Source organism: Photobacterium malacitanum, assembly GCF_900185615.1.
GTDB classification, from domain to species: Bacteria; Pseudomonadota; Gammaproteobacteria; order Enterobacterales; family Vibrionaceae; genus Photobacterium; species Photobacterium malacitanum.
The window spans coordinates 15724-39764 of the sequence record NZ_FYAK01000015.1; the positions used below are offsets into that span (position 1 = coordinate 15724).

At 42.3% G+C, this 24041-nt stretch carries 19 protein-coding genes and 11 tRNA genes; 26 read left to right on the plus strand and 4 right to left on the minus strand.

Translation table 11 applies throughout. The features are described from left to right. Position 1: 1 nt before the first annotated feature. A complete protein-coding gene (gene hemA / locus PMAL9190_RS18230; RefSeq protein ID WP_087846605.1) occupies positions 2–1264 on the minus strand; it encodes a glutamyl-tRNA reductase in 1263 nt (420 codons plus the stop codon). A 280-nt stretch (positions 1265–1544) separates the two neighbouring features. Here hemA and lolB point away from each other — a divergent pair, with 280 nt between their 5' ends. The 16 genes from lolB to PMAL9190_RS18315 all read left to right on the plus strand — a co-directional run bounded on the left by lolB (position 1545) and on the right by PMAL9190_RS18315 (position 7777). Further along, positions 1545–2147, plus strand: a complete 603-nt coding sequence (gene lolB / locus PMAL9190_RS18235) for a lipoprotein insertase outer membrane protein LolB (RefSeq protein ID WP_235004387.1) — start codon at positions 1545–1547, stop codon at positions 2145–2147. A 55-nt stretch (positions 2148–2202) separates the two neighbouring features. Continuing rightward, complete coding sequence (gene ispE / locus PMAL9190_RS18240) at positions 2203–3081, plus strand: 4-(cytidine 5'-diphospho)-2-C-methyl-D-erythritol kinase (protein WP_087846608.1); 879 nt, start codon at positions 2203–2205, stop codon at positions 3079–3081. A gap of 32 nt (positions 3082–3113) precedes the next feature. Next, on the plus strand, positions 3114–4061 hold the full coding sequence (locus PMAL9190_RS18245) for a ribose-phosphate pyrophosphokinase (RefSeq protein WP_036793517.1): 948 nt from the start codon (positions 3114–3116) through the stop codon (positions 4059–4061). A gap of 247 nt (positions 4062–4308) precedes the next feature. Further along, positions 4309–4899: an aminoacyl-tRNA hydrolase gene (gene pth, locus PMAL9190_RS18250; protein ID WP_060997421.1), complete on the plus strand. Its 591-nt coding sequence runs from the start codon at positions 4309–4311 to the stop codon at positions 4897–4899. 92 nt (positions 4900–4991) lie between these two features. Next, positions 4992–6083 (plus strand): redox-regulated ATPase YchF, encoded by a 1092-nt coding sequence (gene ychF, locus PMAL9190_RS18255; RefSeq protein WP_087846610.1) that lies wholly within the window; start codon positions 4992–4994, stop codon positions 6081–6083. A gap of 302 nt (positions 6084–6385) precedes the next feature. Continuing rightward, positions 6386–6462 (plus strand) — tRNA-Met (locus tag PMAL9190_RS18265). A gap of 49 nt (positions 6463–6511) precedes the next feature. Beyond that, positions 6512–6596: transfer RNA gene (locus PMAL9190_RS18270), tRNA-Leu, on the plus strand. 42 nt (positions 6597–6638) lie between these two features. Continuing rightward, a tRNA-Gln gene (locus PMAL9190_RS18275) sits at positions 6639–6713 on the plus strand. 38 nt (positions 6714–6751) lie between these two features. Continuing rightward, a tRNA-Met gene (locus tag PMAL9190_RS18280) sits at positions 6752–6828 on the plus strand. A gap of 75 nt (positions 6829–6903) precedes the next feature. Further along, positions 6904–6988: transfer RNA gene (locus PMAL9190_RS18285), tRNA-Leu, on the plus strand. Positions 6989–7051: 63 nt separating this feature from the next. After that, a tRNA-Gln gene (locus tag PMAL9190_RS18290) sits at positions 7052–7126 on the plus strand. A gap of 34 nt (positions 7127–7160) precedes the next feature. Continuing rightward, a tRNA-Leu gene (locus PMAL9190_RS18295) sits at positions 7161–7245 on the plus strand. Between the two features lie 75 nt (positions 7246–7320). Continuing rightward, positions 7321–7405, plus strand: a tRNA-Leu gene (locus PMAL9190_RS18300). 63 nt (positions 7406–7468) lie between these two features. Further along, positions 7469–7543: transfer RNA gene (locus tag PMAL9190_RS18305), tRNA-Gln, on the plus strand. A 38-nt stretch (positions 7544–7581) separates the two neighbouring features. Then, a tRNA-Met gene (locus PMAL9190_RS18310) sits at positions 7582–7658 on the plus strand. A 34-nt stretch (positions 7659–7692) separates the two neighbouring features. Further along, positions 7693–7777, plus strand: a tRNA-Leu gene (locus tag PMAL9190_RS18315). Positions 7778–7912: 135 nt separating this feature from the next. Here the strand turns inward: PMAL9190_RS18315 and PMAL9190_RS18320 are convergent. Both PMAL9190_RS18320 and PMAL9190_RS18325 read right to left on the minus strand, forming a co-directional pair. Further along, the gene (locus tag PMAL9190_RS18320; protein WP_159458407.1) at positions 7913–9997 is read right to left on the minus strand and encodes an FUSC family protein; all 2085 of its coding nucleotides are present in this window, start codon (positions 9995–9997) and stop codon (positions 7913–7915) included. A 53-nt stretch (positions 9998–10050) separates the two neighbouring features. Then, positions 10051–11211, minus strand: a complete 1161-nt coding sequence (locus PMAL9190_RS18325; RefSeq protein WP_087846615.1) for a 2-octaprenyl-3-methyl-6-methoxy-1,4-benzoquinol hydroxylase — start codon at positions 11209–11211, stop codon at positions 10051–10053. A 170-nt stretch (positions 11212–11381) separates the two neighbouring features. Here PMAL9190_RS18325 and mtgA point away from each other — a divergent pair, with 170 nt between their 5' ends. The 7 genes from mtgA to PMAL9190_RS18360 all read left to right on the plus strand — a co-directional run bounded on the left by mtgA (position 11382) and on the right by PMAL9190_RS18360 (position 18773). After that, on the plus strand, positions 11382–12110 hold the full coding sequence (mtgA, locus tag PMAL9190_RS18330; protein WP_087846617.1) for a monofunctional biosynthetic peptidoglycan transglycosylase: 729 nt from the start codon (positions 11382–11384) through the stop codon (positions 12108–12110). A 167-nt stretch (positions 12111–12277) separates the two neighbouring features. Continuing rightward, the gene (miaB, locus tag PMAL9190_RS18335) at positions 12278–13705 is read left to right on the plus strand and encodes a tRNA (N6-isopentenyl adenosine(37)-C2)-methylthiotransferase MiaB (RefSeq protein WP_087846619.1); all 1428 of its coding nucleotides are present in this window, start codon (positions 12278–12280) and stop codon (positions 13703–13705) included. 111 nt (positions 13706–13816) lie between these two features. Beyond that, positions 13817–14911, plus strand: a complete 1095-nt coding sequence (locus PMAL9190_RS18340) for a PhoH family protein (protein ID WP_087846621.1) — start codon at positions 13817–13819, stop codon at positions 14909–14911. A 3-nt stretch (positions 14912–14914) separates the two neighbouring features. Next, positions 14915–15379: an rRNA maturation RNase YbeY gene (ybeY, locus tag PMAL9190_RS18345; RefSeq protein WP_087846622.1), complete on the plus strand. Its 465-nt coding sequence runs from the start codon at positions 14915–14917 to the stop codon at positions 15377–15379. Between the two features lie 91 nt (positions 15380–15470). Next, positions 15471–16343, plus strand: a complete 873-nt coding sequence (gene corC / locus PMAL9190_RS18350; protein WP_061000167.1) for a CNNM family magnesium/cobalt transport protein CorC — start codon at positions 15471–15473, stop codon at positions 16341–16343. 3 nt (positions 16344–16346) lie between these two features. After that, the gene (lnt, locus tag PMAL9190_RS18355) at positions 16347–17900 is read left to right on the plus strand and encodes an apolipoprotein N-acyltransferase (RefSeq protein WP_087846691.1); all 1554 of its coding nucleotides are present in this window, start codon (positions 16347–16349) and stop codon (positions 17898–17900) included. A gap of 123 nt (positions 17901–18023) precedes the next feature. Next, positions 18024–18773, plus strand: a complete 750-nt coding sequence (locus tag PMAL9190_RS18360; RefSeq protein WP_087846623.1) for a lipid-binding SYLF domain-containing protein — start codon at positions 18024–18026, stop codon at positions 18771–18773. Between the two features lie 74 nt (positions 18774–18847). Here PMAL9190_RS18360 and PMAL9190_RS18365 read toward each other — a convergent pair whose 3' ends face one another. Continuing rightward, positions 18848–19417: a zinc ribbon-containing protein gene (locus tag PMAL9190_RS18365; RefSeq protein ID WP_087846625.1), complete on the minus strand. Its 570-nt coding sequence runs from the start codon at positions 19415–19417 to the stop codon at positions 18848–18850. 169 nt (positions 19418–19586) lie between these two features. Here PMAL9190_RS18365 and leuS point away from each other — a divergent pair, with 169 nt between their 5' ends. The 3 genes from leuS (at position 19587) to holA (ending at position 23973) form a co-directional block, all read left to right on the plus strand. Next, positions 19587–22160, plus strand: coding sequence for a leucine--tRNA ligase (leuS, locus tag PMAL9190_RS18370; protein ID WP_087846627.1), 2574 nt, complete (start codon positions 19587–19589; stop codon positions 22158–22160). A 134-nt stretch (positions 22161–22294) separates the two neighbouring features. Then, entirely contained in the window at positions 22295–22948 is a 654-nt protein-coding gene (locus PMAL9190_RS18375) for an LPS-assembly lipoprotein LptE (protein WP_087846629.1), read from the plus strand. Beyond that, positions 22945–23973, plus strand: a complete 1029-nt coding sequence (holA, locus tag PMAL9190_RS18380) for a DNA polymerase III subunit delta (protein ID WP_087846631.1) — start codon at positions 22945–22947, stop codon at positions 23971–23973. The genes PMAL9190_RS18375 and holA overlap by 4 nt, the downstream gene beginning before the upstream one ends. The last annotated feature ends 68 nt before the right edge of the window (positions 23974–24041 follow it).

The following is a 24041-nucleotide window of genomic DNA, read 5'->3' on the forward strand; positions in this document are numbered from 1 at the left end:
GCTAATCGTTATAGGAATCCAGCCCGAGTGCTTCACGGATCACAACCAATTTGTCAGATTCACCATCTTTGGCAACCTGCTGCATGGCTTTTGTCGGAGCATGGATAAGCTTATTGGTTAGTTTATTGCTCAATTCTACCAAGGCTCGTTCAGGATCGGTACCATTGGCGATTGCTTGTAAGCTGCGTTGTAACAGCTCATTTTTTATTGCTTCGGCATATTGACGATAGTCACGGATACTATCGACCGCTTCCAGTGAGCGTAGCCATTGCATAAAAGTAATACTTTCTTCAGCGATGATCGCCTCAGCTTGAATCGCAGCCACTTTACGTTGCTCGCGATTTTTCTCGACAATCGAATACAGATCATCGACTGAATATAAATACACATCATTAAGATCGCCAACCTGTGATTCAATATCACGCGGTACAGCAATATCAACAAATAACATCGGTTGATGACGACGACGTTTTAATGCCGCCTCAACCATCCCTTTACCCACAATTGGTAAAGGACTCGCTGTTGAGCTAATGACGATATCTGCACAATGAAGATGGTCAGGAATATCCTCTAAACCTATTACTTCGGCGCCAAACTCTTGTGCAAGATTAAGCGCGCGTTCACGGGTTCTGTTGGCAACAATTAAACGGTTACACCCTTGCTCAACAGCATGACGAGCAACCAGTTCAATGGTTTCTCCTGCTCCTATGAGCAACATTGTCACACCGGATAAAGCTTCAAAAATTTGTCTTGCCAACGAACATGCTGCATAAGCAATAGAAACTGCATTACCACCGATATCGGTTTCTGTACGAACCCGCTTGGCAACGGTAAATGTTTTTTGAAACAATTTTTCTAAGGTACCAACTACAGTTCCATTGTCTTTTGATTCCGAATAAGATTGCTTCACCTGTCCTAGGATTTGCGGCTCACCTAATACTAACGAATCTAACCCACACGCAACACGCATTAAATGGCGTGCCGCAGCTTGTTGTTCATGAAAGTACAGGCTTGGCATCAATTCTTCGGCTGTGATCTGATGAAATTTGGTCAACCAGTCAATAATCACACCCGGTCCTGACTGCAATAATTCACAGTAAACTTCGGTTCGGTTACATGTAGATACAATCACCGCACTCGAAACTTCAGGATGGTTTTTAAGCTCCTGCAGTGCCAAAGACAGTTTTTCAGGAGAAAAAGCTACCTTCTCACGCAAATCAACAGAAGCTGTTTTGTGGTTGATTCCTAATGCAAGCAAGGTCATGGAAACAGTATACCCACTTCGGCAATGAAAAAATCTAAGGTGAAGATTTTACTTGATGCCATGTCGTAATAAAAGGCAACAGAGGTAATCAATCGGTAATGACACCATTTTTATCGTTTTTTAGCCACCTTATTCGTATCATTAATGGTTATAATTTGGCTTTCGATTAAATTATCGCTATTGTTTTGGCTCATTCTGATAGAGACTTCCTACGATGATATTGCGCACTCTTGCTACAAATCTTCTTTCAGCCACTGTGACATCGGATCAAAAAAAAGCCGTGACAAACCACAGAAAAAAATGGCTACTTTCTCTTTTTGCCTTATCGTTATCACTTCTTTCAGGCTGTGCACAGCAACCGACAATCACTCATAAAGCCGATTGGTCACTTCATCAAGCTCAACTGCAACAACTTACTCGTTATCATGCTCAAGGCGTATTTGGTTACATCAGCCCTCAGCAACGGGTCACCTTAGCCTTTAATTGGCAAAATAAAGCGAGTGATTATCAACTTATTTTAACCAAAATGTATAAAACCATTCTTAAATTGGATGCGGCGCCTGATGCGGTCACACTAACCGATCCCGATGGTCATACTTATCATGGCACCGATGCCGCACAATTAGTGCAACAACTGACAGGTATTAATTTACCCCTTCAACAAATGCGTGATTGGTTAATTGGTCTTCCAACAGGTGCTGATCATTATCAACTCAATAAAAATAACCAAGTGGCTTTTCTCACCAAAAAAATTGATGGTCGCACTTGGGAGATGCATTACAGTAGTTACGATAATACTAAGGTACCATCGCTACCAATATTGATGACCTTAAAACAAGGCCAATTAACCATCAAAATAAAAGTCTCCACTTGGAAGATATAATAATAAGCCTTTGTTTGTTAATAATTAAAATTCACGTAATTAATGAGTCGTTTTCATGAACCACAACCCTAAATTTGATATTGCTACGCAGTGGCCAGCGCCTGCCAAGCTTAACCTTTTTCTTTATATTACAGGTCAACGAGACAATGGTTATCACGATCTACAAACCTTATTTCAGTTTGTAGATTATGGTGACACATTAACTATTACTGCTCGTCAAGATAATACCATCAGTCTCACACCAGCAATAACAGGCGTTGCCACAGAAGATAACTTAATCTACCGTGCCGCTGTAGCGCTGCGCCAAGCGGCACAAGTAGATTTTGGGGCTGAGATCCATATTGATAAAATTTTACCTATGGGTGGCGGTCTAGGGGGAGGTTCATCCAATGCAGCCACCACATTAGTAGCATTAAATTTTCTATGGCAAACCAACTTATCCGTTGATGAACTTGCCACTATCGGCTTAAAACTTGGGGCTGATGTGCCTGTTTTTGTTCGAGGTCACAGTGCATTTGCTGAAGGCGTTGGTGAAAAATTACAGCCAGCAGCACCACAAGAGAAGTGGTATTTAGTCGCAAAACCCGATATTAGCATCGCAACTGCTGAAATTTTCAACCATCCGCAATTACCTCGAAATACCAAAAAACGTAGCTTAGATGCCCTGTTACGTGACGTTTACGAAAACGATTGCGAGAAAATTGTAAGAAGTCTTAATCCTGAGGTTGATCAGGCGCTTTCATGGCTGTTAGAATATGCGCCGTCAAGATTAACTGGCACTGGTGCTTGCGTGTTTGCAGAATGTGACACCGAGCAAAATGCTAATGATATTTTGAATAATTTACCTGACTGGCTCCAGGGATTTGTCGCAAAAGGTGTTAACGAATCTCCTTTGATGACAACGCTAGCCACATATTCTATGGATTGTCAGTAATTACAACTTGGACGCAACCTGAGGTTTACACCGTGCCTGATATGAAGCTGTTTGCTGGTAACGCTACACCAGAACTAGCCCAACGCATCGCTGATCGTCTTTATATTTCATTAGGAGACGCAACGGTTGACCGTTTCTCCGATGGTGAAGTATGTGTGCAAATTAATGAAAACGTTCGTGGCAGCGACGTCTTTATTATTCAATCAACTTGTGCACCAACCAACGACAACCTAATGGAACTGGTTGTTATGATCGATGCATTACGTCGTGCTTCTGCAGGTCGTATTACTGCTGTAATTCCATATTTCGGTTATGCACGCCAAGATCGTCGTGTACGTTCTGCTCGTGTTCCAATCACTGCTAAAGTTGTTGCTGACTTCCTATCTAATGTAGGCGTTGACCGCGTATTAACGGTTGATCTACATGCTGAACAAATCCAAGGCTTCTTTGATGTTCCTGTTGATAACGTATTTGGTAGTCCTGTGCTGCTTGAAGATATGTTAGCGAAAGATCTTCAAGATCCAGTGGTTGTTTCTCCTGATATCGGCGGTGTAGTACGTGCACGTGCTATTGCTAAGCTATTAGATGATACGGATATTGCGATTATCGATAAACGTCGCCCACGTGCTAACGTTTCTCAAGTTATGCATTTAATCGGTGATGTTGAAGGCCGCGATTGTATCATCGTTGATGACATGATCGATACTGGTGGCACATTATGTAAAGCAGCTGAAGCACTAAAAGAACGCGGTGCCAAGCGTGTATTTGCTTACGCAACTCACCCAGTATTCTCTGGTAGTGCACTACAGAACATCACTGAATCTGTGATTGATGAAATCATTGTTACTGACTCAATCCCACTAACGAAAGAAATTGCAGCAACAGGTAAAGTATCAGTACTAACCTTGTCTGGCATGCTAGCTGAGGCGATCCGTCGCATCAGTAACGAAGAATCAATTTCAGCGATGTTTGAACACTAATCACATCTGATTAGAATGAGATTTTCTCAATAAAATTCTCAGCTAAATAAAAACCAACGCCTCGCTTTTGCGGGGCGTTTTATTTTTTACGCACTACGCTAATAGCAGATCACTGCAGAACCATATCAATTTAGCTTCGTTTGGTATAATATAGCGCGCGTTTTGAACCCGCTGATTATGCGGTTTAGCCATCATAATGGTCATCACAAAACGCTATCACTACGGCTGTATGACAAGAGAGACAAGCGTGAGTAATAATATTCGGTTACTTGTCGGCCTGGCAAATCCTGGCCAAGAGTATGCAAAAACCCGTCATAATGCTGGTGCATGGGTCGTTGAAGAACTAGCTCGAGTCCATAATGTTACCCTGCGCCCTGATCCAAAATATTTTGGTCTCACTGGTAGGATCACAACTAATGGTCAAGATCTTCGCTTGTTGATCCCAACCACATTCATGAATTTATCAGGTAAGTCAGTCTCTGCATTGGCTAATTTTTTCCAAATTAAACCGGAAGAAATTTTAGTTGCCCATGACGAACTAGACTTATCTCCTGGTGTTGCCAAATTCAAAAAAGGCGGTGGTCACGGCGGTCATAATGGCTTGCGTGATATCATTAGCAAAATGGGCAACAACAAAGATTTCTATCGCTTAAGGATTGCTATTGGCCACCCTGGCGATAAAAATAAAGTCGCTGGTTACGTGCTAGGAAAAGCACCGACCAAAGAACAAGAACTTATCGATGCAGCGGTTGATGAATCAGTTCGTTGTATTGATGTGCTTCTAAAAGACGGCCTAAGTAAGGCACAAAATCGTCTTCATTCATTCAAGGCAGAGTAGCGCACTGGCAACAGAACTACTTCGTCGTTATAGGCTCGTGTGAGTACTATAATTGAGTTGTTACAGAATAATCACCAAAAGGGTTACAAACCATGGGTTTTAAATGCGGTATCGTAGGTCTACCAAACGTTGGTAAGTCAACACTGTTCAATGCCTTAACAAAAGCAGGTATCGAAGCAGCTAACTTCCCATTCTGTACTATCGAGCCAAATACAGGCGTTGTACCTGTACCAGATCCACGTATGGATGCATTAGCAGTATTCGTTAAACCAGAGCGTATTCTGCCAACCACAATGGAATTTGTAGATATCGCGGGCCTTGTTGCTGGCGCATCTAAAGGTGAAGGTCTTGGTAACAAGTTCCTAGCTAACATTCGTGAAACTGATGCGATTGGTCACGTTGTTCGTTGTTTTGAAAATGACAACATCGTTCACGTTGCTGGCCGTATTGACCCTCTTGAAGATATCGACATCATCAACCTTGAATTAGCAATGGCTGACCTTGATACTTGTGAGCGTGCTATTTTCCGTTTAGCAAAACGTGCTAAAGGTGGCGATAACGATGCTAAGTTCGAGATCAAAGTATTAGAAAAAATGCTGCCACTATTAACCGATGGCGGCATGCTACGTTCAATGGAGCTAAGCAAAGAAGAAAAAGCAGCGATTGATTACCTGCACTTCCTAACGCTAAAGCCAACCATGTACATTGCTAACGTTAACGATGATGGTTTTGAAAATAACCCATTCCTAGACAAAGTTGTTGAGCGTGCAGCATCAGAAAACGCGATTGTTGTGCCAATTTGCGCAGCAATGGAATCTGAAATCGCTGAGCTTGATGATGAAGATCGCGAAGAGTTCCTAGCGGATATGGGTATCGAAGAGCCAGGTCTTAACCGTGTAATTCGTTCTGGCTATGAATTACTGTCTTTACAAACTTATTTCACTGCTGGTGTGAAAGAAGTACGTGCATGGACTATCCCTGTTGGCGCAACAGCACCAAAAGCAGCGGGCGTTATTCACACTGACTTTGAAAAAGGCTTTATTCGCGCTGAGGTTATCGGTTACAACGATTACATCGAATTTGGTGGCGAAGCTGGCGCTAAAGAAGCTGGTAAGTGGCGTCTAGAAGGTAAGGATTACGTTGTTAAAGATGGTGACGTTGTCCACTTCCGTTTCAACGTATAAGTTTTTATTCAATTATCATTGAGATAACAACGAATAAATCAATAAGCCAGCCTCGTGCTGGCTTATTTTTTATTTTTTGACAGCTAAAAATAAAATAGAGTTGCATCACAATTTTAATCATTAACAGCTGACAAATCAGATATCAGTTTGCGATTCGCCCACTTCGCCCAAATAACCGCCGAACAAACGTATTTTCGCAATTTATCAAAAAAAACTATTGACGGTTTTGGCTGGTATGAGCATAATGCGCCCCGTTCCCAACGAAGCGGCTCACTAAGAGCGGTGGCTGTTGGATGCAAAATGGCTACGTAGCTCAGTTGGTTAGAGCACATCACTCATAATGATGGGGTCACAGGTTCGAATCCCGTCGTAGCCACCATTTCAATTTTGTTATAAGATTGAAAGTCAGTGCTAGACATTGATAAAATGCGGAAGTGGCGGAATTGGTAGACGCACCAGATTTAGGTTCTGGCGCCGCAAGGTGTGAGAGTTCAAGTCTCTCCTTCCGCACCATTCTCTCAATAGGGTTGAGAGAAGCTTGAAAAAGCACATTGTAGGTCTATCGCCAAGCGGTAAGGCAACGGCTTTTGATGCCGTCATTCCCTGGTTCGAATCCAGGTAGACCTGCCACTCTTTAAGAATATTGATTAACTTCAGTATTCTATGTTGGCTACGTAGCTCAGTTGGTTAGAGCACATCACTCATAATGATGGGGTCACAGGTTCGAATCCCGTCGTAGCCACCATTTATTCTTCAATTAAGTATTTACTTGATTTGAAAAATACAATCAGAGACAACAGTTATTTATAGCTGACAATATGCGGAAGTGGCGGAATTGGTAGACGCACCAGATTTAGGTTCTGGCGCCGCAAGGTGTGAGAGTTCAAGTCTCTCCTTCCGCACCATTCTCTCTGATTTTAAAGTCTTGTTACTACCCAACAAGCAATGCTTATGTAAATAAGCTCTGTAGGTCTATCGCCAAGCGGTAAGGCAACGGCTTTTGATGCCGTCATTCCCTGGTTCGAATCCAGGTAGACCTGCCATATTTTAGATTAATTGTTTCGACAGTTGATCATTGCGGAAGTGGCGGAATTGGTAGACGCACCAGATTTAGGTTCTGGCGCCGTAAGGTGTGAGAGTTCAAGTCTCTCCTTCCGCACCATTATTCTTCAATTAAGTATTTACTTAACTTGAAAAATACAATCAGAGAACAACAGTTATTTATAACTGACAATATGCGGAAGTGGCGGAATTGGTAGACGCACCAGATTTAGGTTCTGGCGCCGCAAGGTGTGAGAGTTCAAGTCTCTCCTTCCGCACCATTCTCTCTGATTTTAAAGTCTTGTTACTACCCAACAAGCAATGCTTATGTAAATAAGCTCTGTAGGTCTATCGCCAAGCGGTAAGGCAACGGCTTTTGATGCCGTCATTCCCTGGTTCGAATCCAGGTAGACCTGCCACTCTTTAAGAGTATTGATTAACTTCAGTATTCTATGTTGGCTACGTAGCTCAGTTGGTTAGAGCACATCACTCATAATGATGGGGTCACAGGTTCGAATCCCGTCGTAGCCACCATTTCTTTTCTGATTACAGTTAAGAATAAAAATTTGCGGAAGTGGCGGAATTGGTAGACGCACCAGATTTAGGTTCTGGCGCCGCAAGGTGTGAGAGTTCAAGTCTCTCCTTCCGCACCATATTAGAAACCTACTCTTTGAGTAGGTTTTCTTTTATCTGCTAAACGGTAATTACCGCCCTGCAGACATAAAAAAGCCGCAAACAATATTACTTTGTTTGCGGCTTTTTTATTATCTTCATATATGGATAACCGATTAAATCAGTTCACCACTACTTCTTAATTGGTGAAGATGTTTTAATGTTGCCGCTGACAACATGATCACCGCCCTTACCGTCATTTGATCTGCAGATAAGCTATCATCTTGTAACTCAGTATTTAAATCATCAAGATAAGGAAATGTGGTATCAATTCCATCTCGTAACTGTATAACCAATGCTTCAATCCCTTGCTCAATAGGTACTTGATAATCAACAATTGCGGGCAATACAACCCCTTTGCGTAGCATCGAAACTAAAATACAAAGATAATGTACTAGCTGATGGTATTGTTCTAATAATTGTTGTTGATAGTCACTATCTTTATGAGTACGTTTGGGCTCTTGCTGCATTTCATTAAAAACCAACTCCCAATCATGCTCTGCCATCAACACATTTTTACGGTATCCCATTAAGGTTTGCCGTGCTTGTTCATCAATAATAAAATCTGCTCGATTATCACCTTTTAACTGACAAAACGCATAATTAAGTAACACCCCGGCAGTGATTATTCCCTGAGTTGCTTTGTTATTGATGTCATGACTGCGCCATTGCGGCCACAAAAACGTCATCCCTAATAGCACGACCATCGCCCCCACAAAACAATCAATTAAGCGCGGTAACATTAGAGCTAACCCTTGATGAGCAAGTAACTCTAACGCCAATATCAATACCGCACAGAAACCACCAACAGCTGCTACGTAATAGCGTAAAATCAACGTTAATGATATTGGAACTAACATTAAGGTGATCAATTGCATTGCACCAACAGGTAACCCTGATTTAATCACCACCAGCGCAAATACTAATCCGCCAATAGTACCAATACATCGCTGCCAAACACGGCTTTTGGTCGCGACAAATCCAGGCTGCAATACCAACACCATAGTTAACACCACCCACTCTGGGCGTAATAACTGAAAGTACTGGGCAATGCCAACTCCAACAGCAAAGATGATTCCCATTCGTGCGATATAACGCCAAATAGGATGACCAAATACAGGCCAGCGCCAAGTGAGTTCAAATGGCTGCACTTGAAACTGCCGTTGGTATAATGGCTTATTATTTTCAATCACCTGGGAGATACGAATAATCGCTCTTCCCCACAGCCGCAATTGTGCATGAGCATCATCAACGGTACTCGCCACTAAAGGTTGCGCTAATGCAGACAGCTGATGTTGACACTGGTAGCGACCACCACTTTGAATCGCCTTAGCTTGACGATGTAAAATTTGTTGCGCGTGTTGGCTCCACAAGATCAATTGCTGGCGACGAATAGGATCCTCAAACCGAGCTAAGAGTAGTTGATTGGTTGAATGGCCAATAATAGCTAATTCAAAAACATCACTTGCAACCTGTAAACTGGCTATCAATGATTGGCGCTTTTTTGTCGCAGTATACGATGCGCTTGATTGAATCGTTTGGCTAAATAAATCAACCAAGCGATGCTTTTGGTTTGATAAAGCCGCCAGCAACTCGGCTTCCCCTAATAATATCCGTTGTCTCAGTGCAATATAATCCGCTAAACCATTATAAATAGCAGCCAGGCTTGAGCGTAAGGCTAGATTTTTCCATACCACAAACCACAGCCAACTAAACAGCGCAAAGGTCACCGGACCTAATAATAATACTGGGAAATTTTGTAGGGGCGAATGTTGATTAAATAAAGAGAAACAAACCGTAGCTAAATAGAGCGAAGAAATACCTAATCGTGTCCAGAATGGACCATTAACAGCAGGAGAAGCAAGCAACATCGCAATAATAGCAAAGCTGAGCCATAACGGTAATGAGCTATAAAAAAGCCCCAACGAAAGCGTGATAGCGGCAGCCCAGATCACAATCGAGATACCGAGCCGTTGCCATCGCTTAGGGCCCGGTTGATCTAGACCGCTTAATAATGCTGCCGGCATGGCAATTATGGCATAAGAGGCTAAATCTAATCGCTCTCCAACCATGCCAAGCACGCCGATCAGAATTATCGCTGCCGAGCCTCTTAATCCCATATTTAATGAAGGGTAATACCACAGTCGCGTTAAAAATCGGCTAATGTTGGTAATAAACAATGCTTCCTCCTGTGAATTCATCTTTGCCATAACAAAGATGTCACAAACAACAAGCACTATCCAATAAACTTCTATTAAATACCCATCGCGTATTTAAGTACCTGTTTTTTTATAGTGCCAGTATGATCTGCAACCCGTAAACTGACATTACGTAGTAACTTTAATGGTCCAATATCATTACTAAAAGTACTGTAGAAAAAATCCATACCTGTTTGCATTAACAAATTATCAGGTCGACGACAACGTTCATAATTCGCCAGTACTTGCGATTGCTGCCAGTCATTACCAGCCTGACTGATTTTGTCTAATAAACAACCAACATCTTTAAAGCCTAAATTTACCCCTTGACCGGCTAATGGATTAATGGTGTGTGCGGCATCACCAAGCAGTACAACATTCGGCTTATAGTAGCTTTGTGCGTGGCGACGAGTTAACGGAAAACTGCCATGATTAAGTACAGTAAACTCACCTAATTCTGAAGGAAAAGCGGCGGTTATTTCTGCCTGTAATTGCGCAGCAGGCATGGCTGATAATTGTCGAATACGCGCAGGAGAGTCATACCAAACTAACGATCCTTGATGACCAGGTAACGGCAAAAATGATCGTGGACCGGCAGGGGTAAACTGCTGCCAAGTAATGTCTTGCTGTGGTAACGCCGTGGCAATGTTAATCAACATACAATGGTGGCGATAATCCCATGCTGTAATACCAATATTTGCTTGGTGACGTACTTGCGAGTTGGCACCATCTGCACCGATCAATAAACCACAGTTAATCAATGCTCCGTCATTTAATTCAACCTGATAACCATCATCAATTGCTGTTGCTGCCACCATGGTTGCAGGGCACAATAAACTAATATTGTCGTATTGTTCAAATTGCTGCCATAGCGCGAGTTGGATCACACGATTTTCAACAATATAGCCCAATTGTTGTAACTGCATTTCATCAGCATTAAAGCGGGTTCGACATTCTGGGTGTTCCCATGTTTCAAGCCGTTTAAAAGGACATAAACGCATCGCCAACACTGCTTGCCATGCGTTTAATTGTTCTAGTAGTGCCACTGAGTGTGGCGAAATCGCAGACACCCGTAAATCCATCGCTTGTTCAGCATCAAAAGGTGCAGGCGCATAACCTTCAATAACTGCGACTTCAAACCCTTGCTGAGCCAAACCGATTGCAGCAGCGGCGCCAACCATACCGCCACCAGCAACAATAACATCATATTGTTCCATCATTTCACCTGCCTATTATGTCTTGGCTTGTTATTTAGTTATAATCTTGCCAATCATTATGTTGAATAATTGTATAAGAAAACACGCTTAACGGTGTACTACCATAACGTATATGCCGTTAACTACCACTCAGGCCATGATCTCTCACTGCTGAAAGGAATCTAATCACCATGCTGGCAGGCTTTCGACGCTTTATCGTTAAACTTATTCTATGTGCCCTTATTATACCGATTATATTGATCGTTATTTTTAAATTTATTAATCCGCCCTTTTGGGGCTGGGAAATCAGTCGAGCCCTCTTTCCACCTCAAGGTTACCCGGCAAAAACCCAGCATCAATGGGTAAATTTGAATCAGATTTCAAAAAATATGCAGTTAGCCGTTATTGCATCGGAAGATCAAACCTTTCCTGAACATCATGGTATTGATCTCCAAGCGACCTTATCGGTACTAGAGCACAGTGGTAAGAATGGTCCGAGTCGCGGCGCAAGTACCATTAGCCAGCAAACGGCCAAGAATGTGTTTTTATTCCCCTGGCATTCTTTTATTCGTAAAGGTATCGAACTGTATTTTTCGTTATGGATGGAAGTTATCTGGGGCAAAGATCGCATTTTAGAAACCTATTTAAATGTGATTGAATTTGGACCCGGTATCTATGGTGTTGAAGCTGCGAGCGAACACTTTTTCCATATACCTGCTAGTCGTCTTAGCGCCCAACAAGCGGCACAACTAGCCGCAGTATTGCCTGATCCGTATAAAATCAAAGCCAGCCCAATGAGCAATTATGTTTATCAACGGACATTATGGATCCGTAAACAAATGCGCCAATTGGGTATGGGAACGCTTGATAAAGTCTATGATGAACAATCACTTTTTAAATCGTTTCATCTTTATCGCTAGCCGCCATCAAAAGACCACAATTTTTTCGGGGTGGTGATGATCTAGTCAGACCGAGTTTAAAGCAGTACAATACGCGGCTTGCTACAGGGCGTTACTTCAAAGATGGTAATGCAGCCCTGTCAGCCCGTAATCTGAATGTAATGAATCAACACTACGAGCGAAGAGAGATGGCGAAGAAACTGCTGATTAAAACCTGGGGCTGCCAGATGAACGAATACGATTCATCAAAAATGGCCGATCTTCTTAATGCTGCTAATGGCTTCGAGTTAACAGAAATCCCAGAAGAAGCAGATGTTCTGCTACTTAACACCTGTTCGATCCGTGAAAAAGCACAAGAGAAAGTTTTCCATCAGCTAGGCCGCTGGAAAAAACTAAAAGATAAAAAGCCCGATCTAGTGATTGGCGTTGGTGGCTGTGTAGCGACTCAAGAAGGTGATTCAATTCGCAAACGCGCACCTTACGTTGATGTGATCTTTGGCCCACAAACCCTACACCGTTTGCCTGAGATGATTAAGCGCTCTCAATCAAATGAAAAAACCGTGATGGATATTTCATTCCCAGAGATTGAAAAATTCGATAGCTTGCCAGAGCCTCGTGCTGATGGCGCAACAGCGTTTGTTTCTATCATGGAAGGTTGTTCTAAGTACTGTACTTACTGTGTTGTACCTTACACCCGTGGTGAAGAAGTTAGCCGCCCTATTGATGACGTGTTATTTGAGATCGCTCAACTGGCAGATCAAGGCGTACGTGAAGTTAACCTACTTGGTCAAAATGTTAACGCATTCCGTGGCCCTACTCATGACGGTGACGTTGCTAGCTTTGCAGAACTTTTGCGTTTAGTGGCTGCAATTGATGGTATTGACCGTATTCGTTACACAACCAGTCATCCAATTGAATTTACTGATGACATCATTGATGTTTACCAAGATACACCGGAACTGGTTAATTACTTACACCTACCAGTACAAAGTGGTTCGGATCGTATTCTGACAATGATGAAGCGCCCTCACACGGTGCTTGAATATAAGTCAAAAATCCGTAAATTACGTAAAGTACGTCCAGATATCACCATGAGTTCAGACTTTATTGTCGCGTTCCCTGGCGAATCTGATCAAGATTTTGAAGATACCATGAAGCTTATTCGTGATATCGATTTTGATATTAGTTACAGCTTTATCTTCTCACCTCGTCCAGGTACGCCTGCCGCAGATTACCCTTGTGATCTGACAGAGGAAGTAAAGAAAGAGCGTCTTTACGCGCTACAGCAACAACTGAATAGTCAAGCTATGCGTCATGCACGTCAAATGTTAGGCACAGAGCAACGTATTTTAGTTGAAGGACCATCACGTAAAAATGTCATGGAACTACGTGGCCGTACTGAAAATAACCGTATTGTGAACTTTGAAGGTTCTGCTGAATTGATTGGTCAATTTGTTGATGTAAAAATCATTGATGTATTTACTAACTCATTGCGTGGCGAACTGGTTCGCACTGAAGCAGAAATGGATCTTCGCGTAGCAATGTCACCAACTGCAATGATGGCAAAAACCCGTCGTGAAGATGACTTAGGTGTAGGCGTATATACTCCAGAATAATGCGTAATACTGGCAGTTTCATCAAGACTGTTATAGGCATTATTTAAAGTAACCCGCATGCCCTGAAAACATGGTCGCCTGCTAACAGGCGACCTCAATGAGAGGCAAACCTTGAGCAAAATAATTACTGTAGAATTTGATTTAGAGCCTGCGAATAATCAGCGCCTATCTAGTCTTTGTGGTCCATTTGACGACAATATCAAACAGTTAGAGCGTCGTTTGGGCGTTGAAATCAATCACCGCAGCAACCACTTTAGTGTTGTTGGTCAACCACACACCGCCGAAGCTGTTACCAATATCATTAAAGATCTCTATGTTGATACGGCTCCCGTACATAACAATATTCCTGATATTGAACCTGACCATATTCATCTGGCGATTAAAGCTTCAGGCGTACTAGAACAAACGGTAGAAACCACGATTCCTTTTGGTAAAGAAGTTCATATCAAAACCAAAAAAGGGATCATCAAGCCACGCACGCCCAACCAAGCCCAATATATTGCCAATATTGTTGGCCACGATATTACTTTTGGTGTCGGCCCTGCTGGTACTGGTAAAACTTATCTTGCTGTTGCTGCGGCAGTTGATGCCCTTGAACGTCAAGAAGTACGTCGTATTCTACTGACCCGCCCAGCAGTTGAAGCAGGAGAAAAACTAGGTTTCTTACCTGGCGATTTAAGCCAGAAAGTCGACCCATATTTACGCCCGCTTTATGATGCATTATTTGAAATGCTTGGTTTTGAACGTGTCGAAAAGCTGATTGAACGTAATGTAATTGAAGTCGCACCGCTAGCTTATATGCGCGGCCGCACCCTCAATGATGCGTTTATTATTTTAGATGAGAGCCAAAATACCACCGTTGAACAAATGAAAATGTTCCTAACCCGTATTGGCTTTAATTCACGCGCGGTGATCACCGGTGATGTAACCCAAATTGATTTACCACGTGGCGCTCGTTCAGGCTTACGACACGCAATTGAAGTACTATCCAATGTTGATGATATTAGCTTTAACTTTTTCTTAGCCAATGATGTTGTGCGCCACCCTGTGGTTGCTCGTATCGTTCAAGCTTACGAAGTATGGGAAAGTGAAGATCAAAAACAACGTAAACAAGCAGAACAACGTCGTCGCACAGAGCAAGAAGCCAAAGAAGCCGCCTTACTCGCCGTGGCAACCGCTGCTAAAATTGAATCACAAAAAGAGTAACTAATGGCGATTTACCTTGATCTACAACTTGCAACAGCTGACGAAGCGGGATTACCAACGGAAGCGCAATTCCAACAATGGCTAAATGCCGCTGTAACACCGTTTCAAGCCGACGCAGAAGTGACCATTCGTCTGGTTGATGAACAAGAAAGCCATGCACTAAACCTTGAATATCGTGGTAAAGATCGTCCAACCAATGTGCTGTCGTTTCCTTTTGAAGCGCCACCAGCCGTTGAAATTGATTTACTGGGTGATTTAATTATTTGTCGTCAAGTGGTCGAAGCGGAAGCCGCTCAACAGCAAAAACCGCTGGATGCGCATTGGGCACATATGGTTGTACACGGCAGTCTGCATCTGCTAGGTTATGATCATATTGAAGATGACGAAGCTGAAGAAATGGAAGCATTAGAAACAGAAATCATGCAAAACATGGGCTTTGTTGATCCTTATATTTCTGAAAAGCAGTAGTAAAAGTAGTAGTATAGCAACATATATTTCGCGGTTTACTAAGCTAAACCGCATTTCCGTGGCGATGTCCACTTAATTGATAAAGTAAATAATGAACGAAGATAACTCTCCAACAACTGAAGGTCCGAGTAGAAAGTCCTTCTTTGAACGTATTGGCCAACTTTTTCAAGGTGAACCACAAAACCGTGAAGAATTAGTTGAAGTATTCCGTGACTCGGAAGAAAACGATTTGATAGATCATGACACTCGCGACATGCTCGAAGGTGTGATGGAAATAGCCGAAATGCGAGTACGGGATATTATGATTCCACGCTCACAAATGACGACTGTCGAGCGTTCTCAGAAGTTAGAAGATCTGATTGATTTAATTGTTGAAGCCCAACACTCTCGCTACCCTGTTATTAGTGATGATAAAGACCATGTTGAAGGTATTTTATTAGCCAAAGACTTATTGCGTTATTTATTACCTGATAGCGAGCCTTTTGATATTGATAAAGTATTACGCCCTGCTGTTGTTGTACCAGAAAGTAAGCGTGTCGATCGATTATTAAAAGAGTTCCGCGAAGAACGCTACCATATGGCAATTGTGGTTGATGAGTTTGGTGGGGTATCTGGTGTTATTACGATTGAAGATATTCTTGAGCAAATTGTTGGCGAAATCGAAGACGAATTTGACGACGAAGAAGAGCAAGATGTTCGCCAATTAAGTAAACATACCTACGCAGTAAAAGCATTAACAACCATTGAAGATTTCAATGAACTGTTCCAAACCTCGTTTTGTGATGAAGAAGTCGATACTGTCGGTGGACTTGTCATGATGAGTTTTGGTCATTTGCCATCGCGCGGTGAAGTCGTTGAAGTTAATGGTTATTCATTTAAAGTGACCTCGTCTGATAATCGTCGCATTATTCAGTTACAAGTAACGGTGCCTGACGAAGCATTTCAACCTACCATTACTCCGTAAATGATGACAAAAAAAACACTCATCTTGTTGGGACAGTTGCTTGCAGCTGTCCCTGCGGGCGCAATTGCAACGTTGTCTTTTGCCCCTTATGACTACGCATTTATTGCTCCATTAACATTGATTCTGTTTTTATTTTTATTACAGAAACAATCTCCTAAACGTTCAGCATTCATTGGTTTTTTTTACGGCTTAGGCATGTTTGGTACTGGCATCAGCTGGGTACATGTCAGCATTGATACCTTTGGTGGTATGCCTAAAATTGCCAGTATGTTCTTAATGGGATTATTAATTAGCTATCTCGCACTTTATCCAGCGCTATTTGGCTATTTATTTAATCGCTTTAACCGCCAACGTCCTTTCCATCAGTTATTGCTTTCAGGCCCTGTTATTTGGCTACTGCTTGATTGGGTTCGAGGCTGGCTGTTTACTGGTTTTCCATGGCTGTGGATGGGCTATAGCCAGCTCAATACACCATTGGCACACTTTGCACCGATCTTAGGTGTCGAAGGCATTACCCTCGCGTTGATGCTTATCTCTGGCTCAATTGTTGCCACCATCTATTACCGTAATTGGCGTCCCTTACTGGTTGCTATTTTAGTGGCGATCTTAGCACTTTTAGCTGGCATTCCGCAGTGGGTTAAACCCGATCCTAAACACAGTGTTACTGTGGCTCTGATCCAAGGCAATATATCTCAAGAAGAAAAGTGGCTGCCAAGTCACCGTTGGCCAACCTTGATGAAATATATGGATCTGACTCGCGACAATTGGGGTTCTGATCTTATTATTTGGCCTGAGGCTGCCATTCCTGCACTTGAAGAAGATATTCCAACCTTCTTACAAAATCTCGATGCTGCCGCACGTGCTAATAACAGCACAGTGATCACCGGTATTTTAGATCAAAAAGCGGATGGTGAATTTTTCAATAATATTTTAACACTCGGTGTCGATGCCGACGGCCCGTATAACTACAACACCGCAACCCGTTACACTAAACATCACCTATTACCTTTTGGGGAGTTTGTACCGTTTGCAAGTATTCTACGTCCGTTAGCACCATTCTTTAACCTACCGATGTCGTCATTTAGTCGTGGCGCTTATATTCAACCGAATATTCAAGCCCATGGTTACTCTATTGCACCGGCACTGTGTTACGAAATTGCTTTTGGTGAGCAAATTCGCGAAAACATCACCAAAGAAACGGAGCTACTACTTACCCTTTCAAATGATGCCTGGTTTGGGCGCTCAATCGGACCGTTCCAACATATGGAAATTGCCCAAATGCGAGCGCTAGAGTTTGGTAAGCCCTTGTTACGTGGAACAAATACAGGTATTACTGCCGTGGTTGACCATAATGGCCATATCACCAAAGAATTACCACAATTTGTCACAGGGGTATTAAAAGATAAAGTGATACCAACCATTGGTATGACACCTTATACCACTTTAGGTAGTTGGCCATTATACGGTTACTGTTTATGGGCATTAGCGTTATCTTGGCTACTCATTCGACGTAAACGCGGACATTTCCGTGACTTACGCTCGACAGAAAAAGAATAAACTCTAAGGTGAAGTTAATAACTTCACCTTTTTTTTTGCGGCTAATTTGTTAAAGTTTTATGATAAATAACCGCTGCGACTCCGCTGGTCTACACCACCTCTGGCGACGATAAGGAACAACAAATGAAAGCACCATACAAATTATTTATTAGCGTATGTTCATTATTGATGCTGATGCTATCAACTCAAGCACTTGCTCAAGAACAACAAAATGACACTAAAGATGCATTAGCTCATTTTTACAAATCCCCACAAACACAACCTTTTTTCCATTCTGCTTATGGATATGCTGTTTTTCCATCTGTGGGTAAAGGTGGCTTTTGGGTTGGTGGTGCTTACGGCTCAGGGGTGGTATTTAAAGCCAATAAAGCGATGGGATTTGCTAAGTTATACCAGCTATCGATTGGATTACAATTTGGTGGCCAAGCCTTTAGCGAAATTCTATTCTTTCAAGATAAACGCGCTTATGATCGCTTTGTTGAAGGTGGTCTAGAATTAGATGCTCAAGCTTCTGCGGTAGCCTTAGATGAAGGCGCATCAGCTAAAGTTGGTACTGCCGGTGCTGGTATGAATGCGGGTAGTGATTACATGACTAAAAGCTACATCAACGGTGTTGCTATCTTTACTCGCACCAAGGGTGGCGCAATGATTGAAGCATCGTTGGCAGGTCAAAAATTTACTTATGAGCCAATGACAGCAGCGACGCGTGAAATCAAAGGTTATGATCACGTATTGCCTGAATTTAATCAGAACTATCAGCCAACTCAAGCCGTCCCTCAACAACAGCAGTCGCAACTGCAAAAACCGGCTAATACTATTAAGCCTGCAGATGCAGCTGTAGTCGTAGATACCATTGAGCAACCAGATTATTAAACATCGACTCAATATATAAAAAAACGCAGCGTCGATAGCGCTGCGTTTTTAATTGCGAGAAATCACACGACCCATTACGGGTTTAATGGCAAACGTGAAAACTGCTCACAACCACATTTCACACAAGGCTCAATACGTGTTACATGCGTGATCATTTGTGTATGGCCACATTGCTCACACACTAGATTACCTAATCCAACCAGTTCACCAGCTTGATAAACACCTTTGTGTTGAATGTCTTCCATCACTTCAATCCACTCTAATTGCGTCTTATCAGTAATTTCAGCTAAATTCTTCCAAATACTTTCACTAACTAACTTATAAAACGGACTTTCACTGAAAGGTTCTGAGCTATTTTTCACTTCTTCAGTAAACGTTTTTAGATCACTTTTGACATAAGCTTCCACTAATGACAACTCATCTTTGGTCATATCGCTAGCTGCTTTGCCATACAACTCGGTCGTTTTAAGATCGCTTTTAATATACGCTTCAATCAATGCCAGCTCATCTTTAGTCATATCGCTAGCTGCTTTACCATACAGCTCAGTGATTCTAAAAAACTTCTTTAGCTCTTCTGGACTATGCTTAAGCGCTTCAGTTACTTTTTCTAATACTGCTTCATACTGCTTTTGTTGCTTAGTCATGGGATTAATCCTCAGCCAATGTACGAAATAATTACGTAATTACGTCCAAATACAAGATTAAGGTCGCCGAATCGCTATCAGCTATTGTTGACACCTTTACCTTTGGTTATCCTATGTCGATTACAATGAATGTGTTTGTATTAAACTCACAAAATTCTGGATATCATCGATGCAAGAACAATATCGTCCACAGGACATTGAACAAAAAGTTCAAGAACATTGGGATAACAATAAGACCTTTGTTGTTAGTGAAGATCCTAATAAAGAAAAATTCTACTGTCTCTCTATGTTCCCGTACCCAAGTGGTCGCTTGCACATGGGTCACGTGCGTAACTACACTATCGGTGATGTTATCTCTCGCTACCAACGCTTACAAGGCAAAAATGTCATGCAGCCAATTGGTTGGGATGCATTTGGTCTTCCAGCAGAGAACGCAGCAGTAAAAAATAACACTGCTCCTGCACCGTGGACCTACGAAAATATCGAATACATGAAGAACCAACTTAAATTATTAGGTTTTGGTTACGATTGGAACCGTGAATTCGCAACTTGTACTCCTGAGTACTACCGTTGGGAACAAGAGTTCTTCACTAAACTGTACAACAAAGGTTTAGTTTACAAAAAGACATCTTCTGTAAACTGGTGCCCTAACGACCAAACAGTACTGGCTAACGAACAAGTAGAAGACGGTTGTTGCTGGCGTTGTGACACCCCTGTTGAACAAAAAGAAATTCCACAGTGGTTCATTAAGATCACTGAGTATGCGCAAGAGCTACTTGACGATCTTGATACCCTTGATGGCTGGCCTGAGATGGTTAAGACCATGCAACGTAACTGGATCGGCCGCTCTGAAGGTGTGGAGCTAACGTTTAACGTTAAAGGTCAAGACGATCTAGAAGTTTACACAACTCGCCCAGATACTCTTATGGGTGTTACTTTTGTTAGCATTGCAGCAGGTCACCCACTGGCGGCAAAAGCGGCAGAAAATAACCCTGAACTTGCAGATTTCATTCACGAATGCCGTAATAACAAAGTTGCAGAAGCTGATCTTGCAACGATGGAAAAGAAAGGCATGGATACTGGCCTAACAGCTATCCACCCACTAGATGGTCGTGAAGTGCCAGTATACGTAGCAAACTTCGTACTGATGGATTACGGCACAGGTGCGGTAATGGCAGTACCTGCGCACGATCAACGTGATTTTGAATTTGCGACTAAGTACAACATCGACATCATGGCGGTTATCAAGCCTGAAGATGGTAGCGATGCTGACATTTCTGAAGCGGCATACACTGAAAAAGGTATCCTATTCAACTCTGGTGAGTTCGATGGCCTAAACTTCCAACAAGCATTCGATGCAATTGCAACCAAACTTGAAGCTGAAGGCAAAGGCAAAAAGACAGTTAACTTCCGTCTACGTGACTGGGGCGTATCTCGTCAACGTTACTGGGGCGCACCAATCCCAATGGTAACCACTGAAGATGGTGAAGTTCACCCAGTACCTGCAGATCAACTACCAGTCATTCTGCCAGAAGACGTGGTAATGGATGGCGTAACCAGTCCAATTAAAGCTGATAAAGAGTGGGCGAAAACCACCTTTAACGGTGAGCCAGCATTACGTGAAACAGATACCTTTGATACCTTCATGGAATCTTCTTGGTACTACGCACGTTACTGTTCACCACAAGCTGACGATATCCTAGATCCAGAAAAAGCGAACTACTGGCTACCTGTAGACCAATACATTGGTGGTATTGAGCACGCATGTATGCACTTACTGTACTCTCGCTTCTTCCACAAATTGCTTCGTGATGCAGGTTACGTAACCTCTGACGAGCCGTTCAAGCAACTACTATGTCAAGGCATGGTGCTTGCTGATGCATTCTTCTACACCACAGACAAAGGTGGTAAAGAGTGGGTTGCACCAACAGATGTAACGGTTGAGCGCGATGGTAAAGGTCGTATCACTTCAGCTGTTGATTCTCACGGTCACAACGTTGAGCACTCAGGCATGATCAAAATGTCTAAGTCTAAAAACAACGGTATCGACCCACAAGAAATGGTCGACAAATACGGCGCAGATACTGTACGTCTATTTATGATGTTTGCATCTCCTGCTGACATGACACTTGAATGGCAAGAATCTGGCGTTGAAGGTGCTAACCGCTTCCTTAAACGTGTTTGGAAACTTGTACGTGAACATGCAGAAAAAGGGCAAGCGACTGCCGTTGATACCACAGCACTAAGCAGCGATCAAAAAGCACTGCGTCGTGATATCCATAAAACAATTGCTAAAGTAAGCGATGATATTGGCCGTCGTCAGACATTCAATACCGCGATTGCTGCAATCATGGAATTAATGAACAAGCTTGCTAAAGCGCCACAAGAATCAGCACAAGATCGTGCTATTCTTGATGAAGCACTAAAAGCGATTGTAACGATGCTTTACCCAATGACACCGCATATCTGTTTTGAAATGTGGCAAGCACTTGGTCAAACAGACATTGACCATGCCGTATGGCCACAAGCTGATGCCGCGGCATTGGTTGAAGATGAAAAGCTGATTATTGTGCAAGTTAACGGTAAACTACGTGCTAAATTAACCGTAGCGGCAGATGCAACCAAAGAGCAAGTAGAAGCACTTGCTATGGCAGAAGAAGGCGTAACACGCTTTACTGATGGCAATACCGTACGTAAAGTTATTTATGTACCAGGTAAACTGCTGAATATCGTAGCAAACTAATCAAGGTTACTGTGTTAGCTCGCTAACATTGACAATAACCTCAAGATCCCCGCTTTTGCGGGGATCTTTATAATTACAGTCATCTTTAATTTTGCGCCTAGCGCACCTTCTTTTATTTCAAGGAGCTGACTTTCGTGAAAAGTTTTTTCTCGGCCAACAGCCTAACTCGACTACTTATCATTACTCTTCTCGCGCTTACAACAGCTTCTTGTGGTTTTCACCTTCGTGGTAACTACATGCTACCAGAGGGAATTGCTAAATTATCATTAACCAGTTTTGACCCCTACGGTAAATTAACCCGTATGGTGAAATACCAATTTAAACTGCATGGTATTGAAGAAGTAAAACCAGCAGCAACAGTACCAAACCTTAACATCACCAGTGAATCAACCGGCGATAGTACGTTATCGTTATACCAAAATAACGGTAAAGCAGAATATGATTTAACCTTAACCGTTAACTATACCGTCACTATTCCAAATCAAGGTATTGAGCAATTTAGCACTAAAGTTACGCGTACTTTCTTAGATAACCCACTTTCAGCACTCGCGAAATCTGTAGAGCGTGATGAGTTAATTAATGTGATGCGTGAGCAAGCAGCACAACAAATCATGCGTAAACTCGCACGTCTAACCACTGTCTTTAATAAGATGGAAGAAGATAAATTAAATGCTGAATTAAACCAGATTTTGCATAACCAAAAAGTCTCAATCAAAGATGGTAGCACTACCACCATCACGACTACACCTGCGGTTATACATAAAAAACAAGATCACAACGCGCAATGAGAGTCTACCCAGAACAACTGACGCAGCAGCTAACAAAAGGCCTGCGTCAGGCTTATTTACTGTTTGGTAATGAGCTGTTATTAAAACAAGAAGCGGGCGATAGTATTAAGCTTATCGCTCACCAACAAGGCTTTCTCGAACGCCATGCCTTTACTATCGATAGCAGTATCGATTGGAATGCGGTGTTAGATTGCTGCCAGGCGATGAGCTTATTTTCAGCGCAACAAATTATCGAACTTGAAATTGCTGAAACTGGCTTAAATGCTAATCAAGCTAAAGCATTAATTGAAGTTATTAACGCCTTAAATCCTGATATTTTATTAATACTTACCGGCCCTAGAATTAATAAAAAACAAGAAACGACCAAATGGTTTAAAGCGCTTGATAATATTGGCTTGTATGTACCGTGTAATACGCCTGATCCACGCCAAATGCCGCGCTTTATTCAAAGCCGCTGTCAGCAATTAGGCTTAAAGCCCGATCATGAATCGGTACAAATGCTAGCCCAATGGCATGAAGGTAATTTACTGGCATTATCGCAAAGCTTACATAAGTTAGTGTTGCTTTACCCTGATGGCATACTGACGATAGTGCGCTTACAAGAAGCATTAAGTCGTCATAATCACTACACCCCATTTCAATTGATTGATGCGCTATTAGCCGGACAAGCAAAACGCAGCCAGCGAATATTACGGCAATTGCAAGCTGAAGGGGTTGAAGCAACGATTTTATTGCGTACTTTACAACGAGAACTAACTCAACTGTATAAAATGCAAGAAATGGGCAAAAAAGGCACCCCTTTAAACCTAATTTTTGAGCAATTTAGAGTGTGGCAAAATCGTCGTGAAATGTATATTGGCGCATTACATCGACTACCGCTGGCGACCTTAGTGACAATTATTCACCAGCTAACGCTATTAGAAATTCAAGTCAAAACTGACTACGACACTCAGCCATGGTCTGCCTTGAGTTGTTTATGTGCTGAAATGTGTGGTGTTCCAACCCATTTACAACCGATGAAGTAGGCTCAATACAGGTCAAAATCGCGACTTTTTACTTATTTGGACTAAATCGTCCCACAAACATGTGAAAA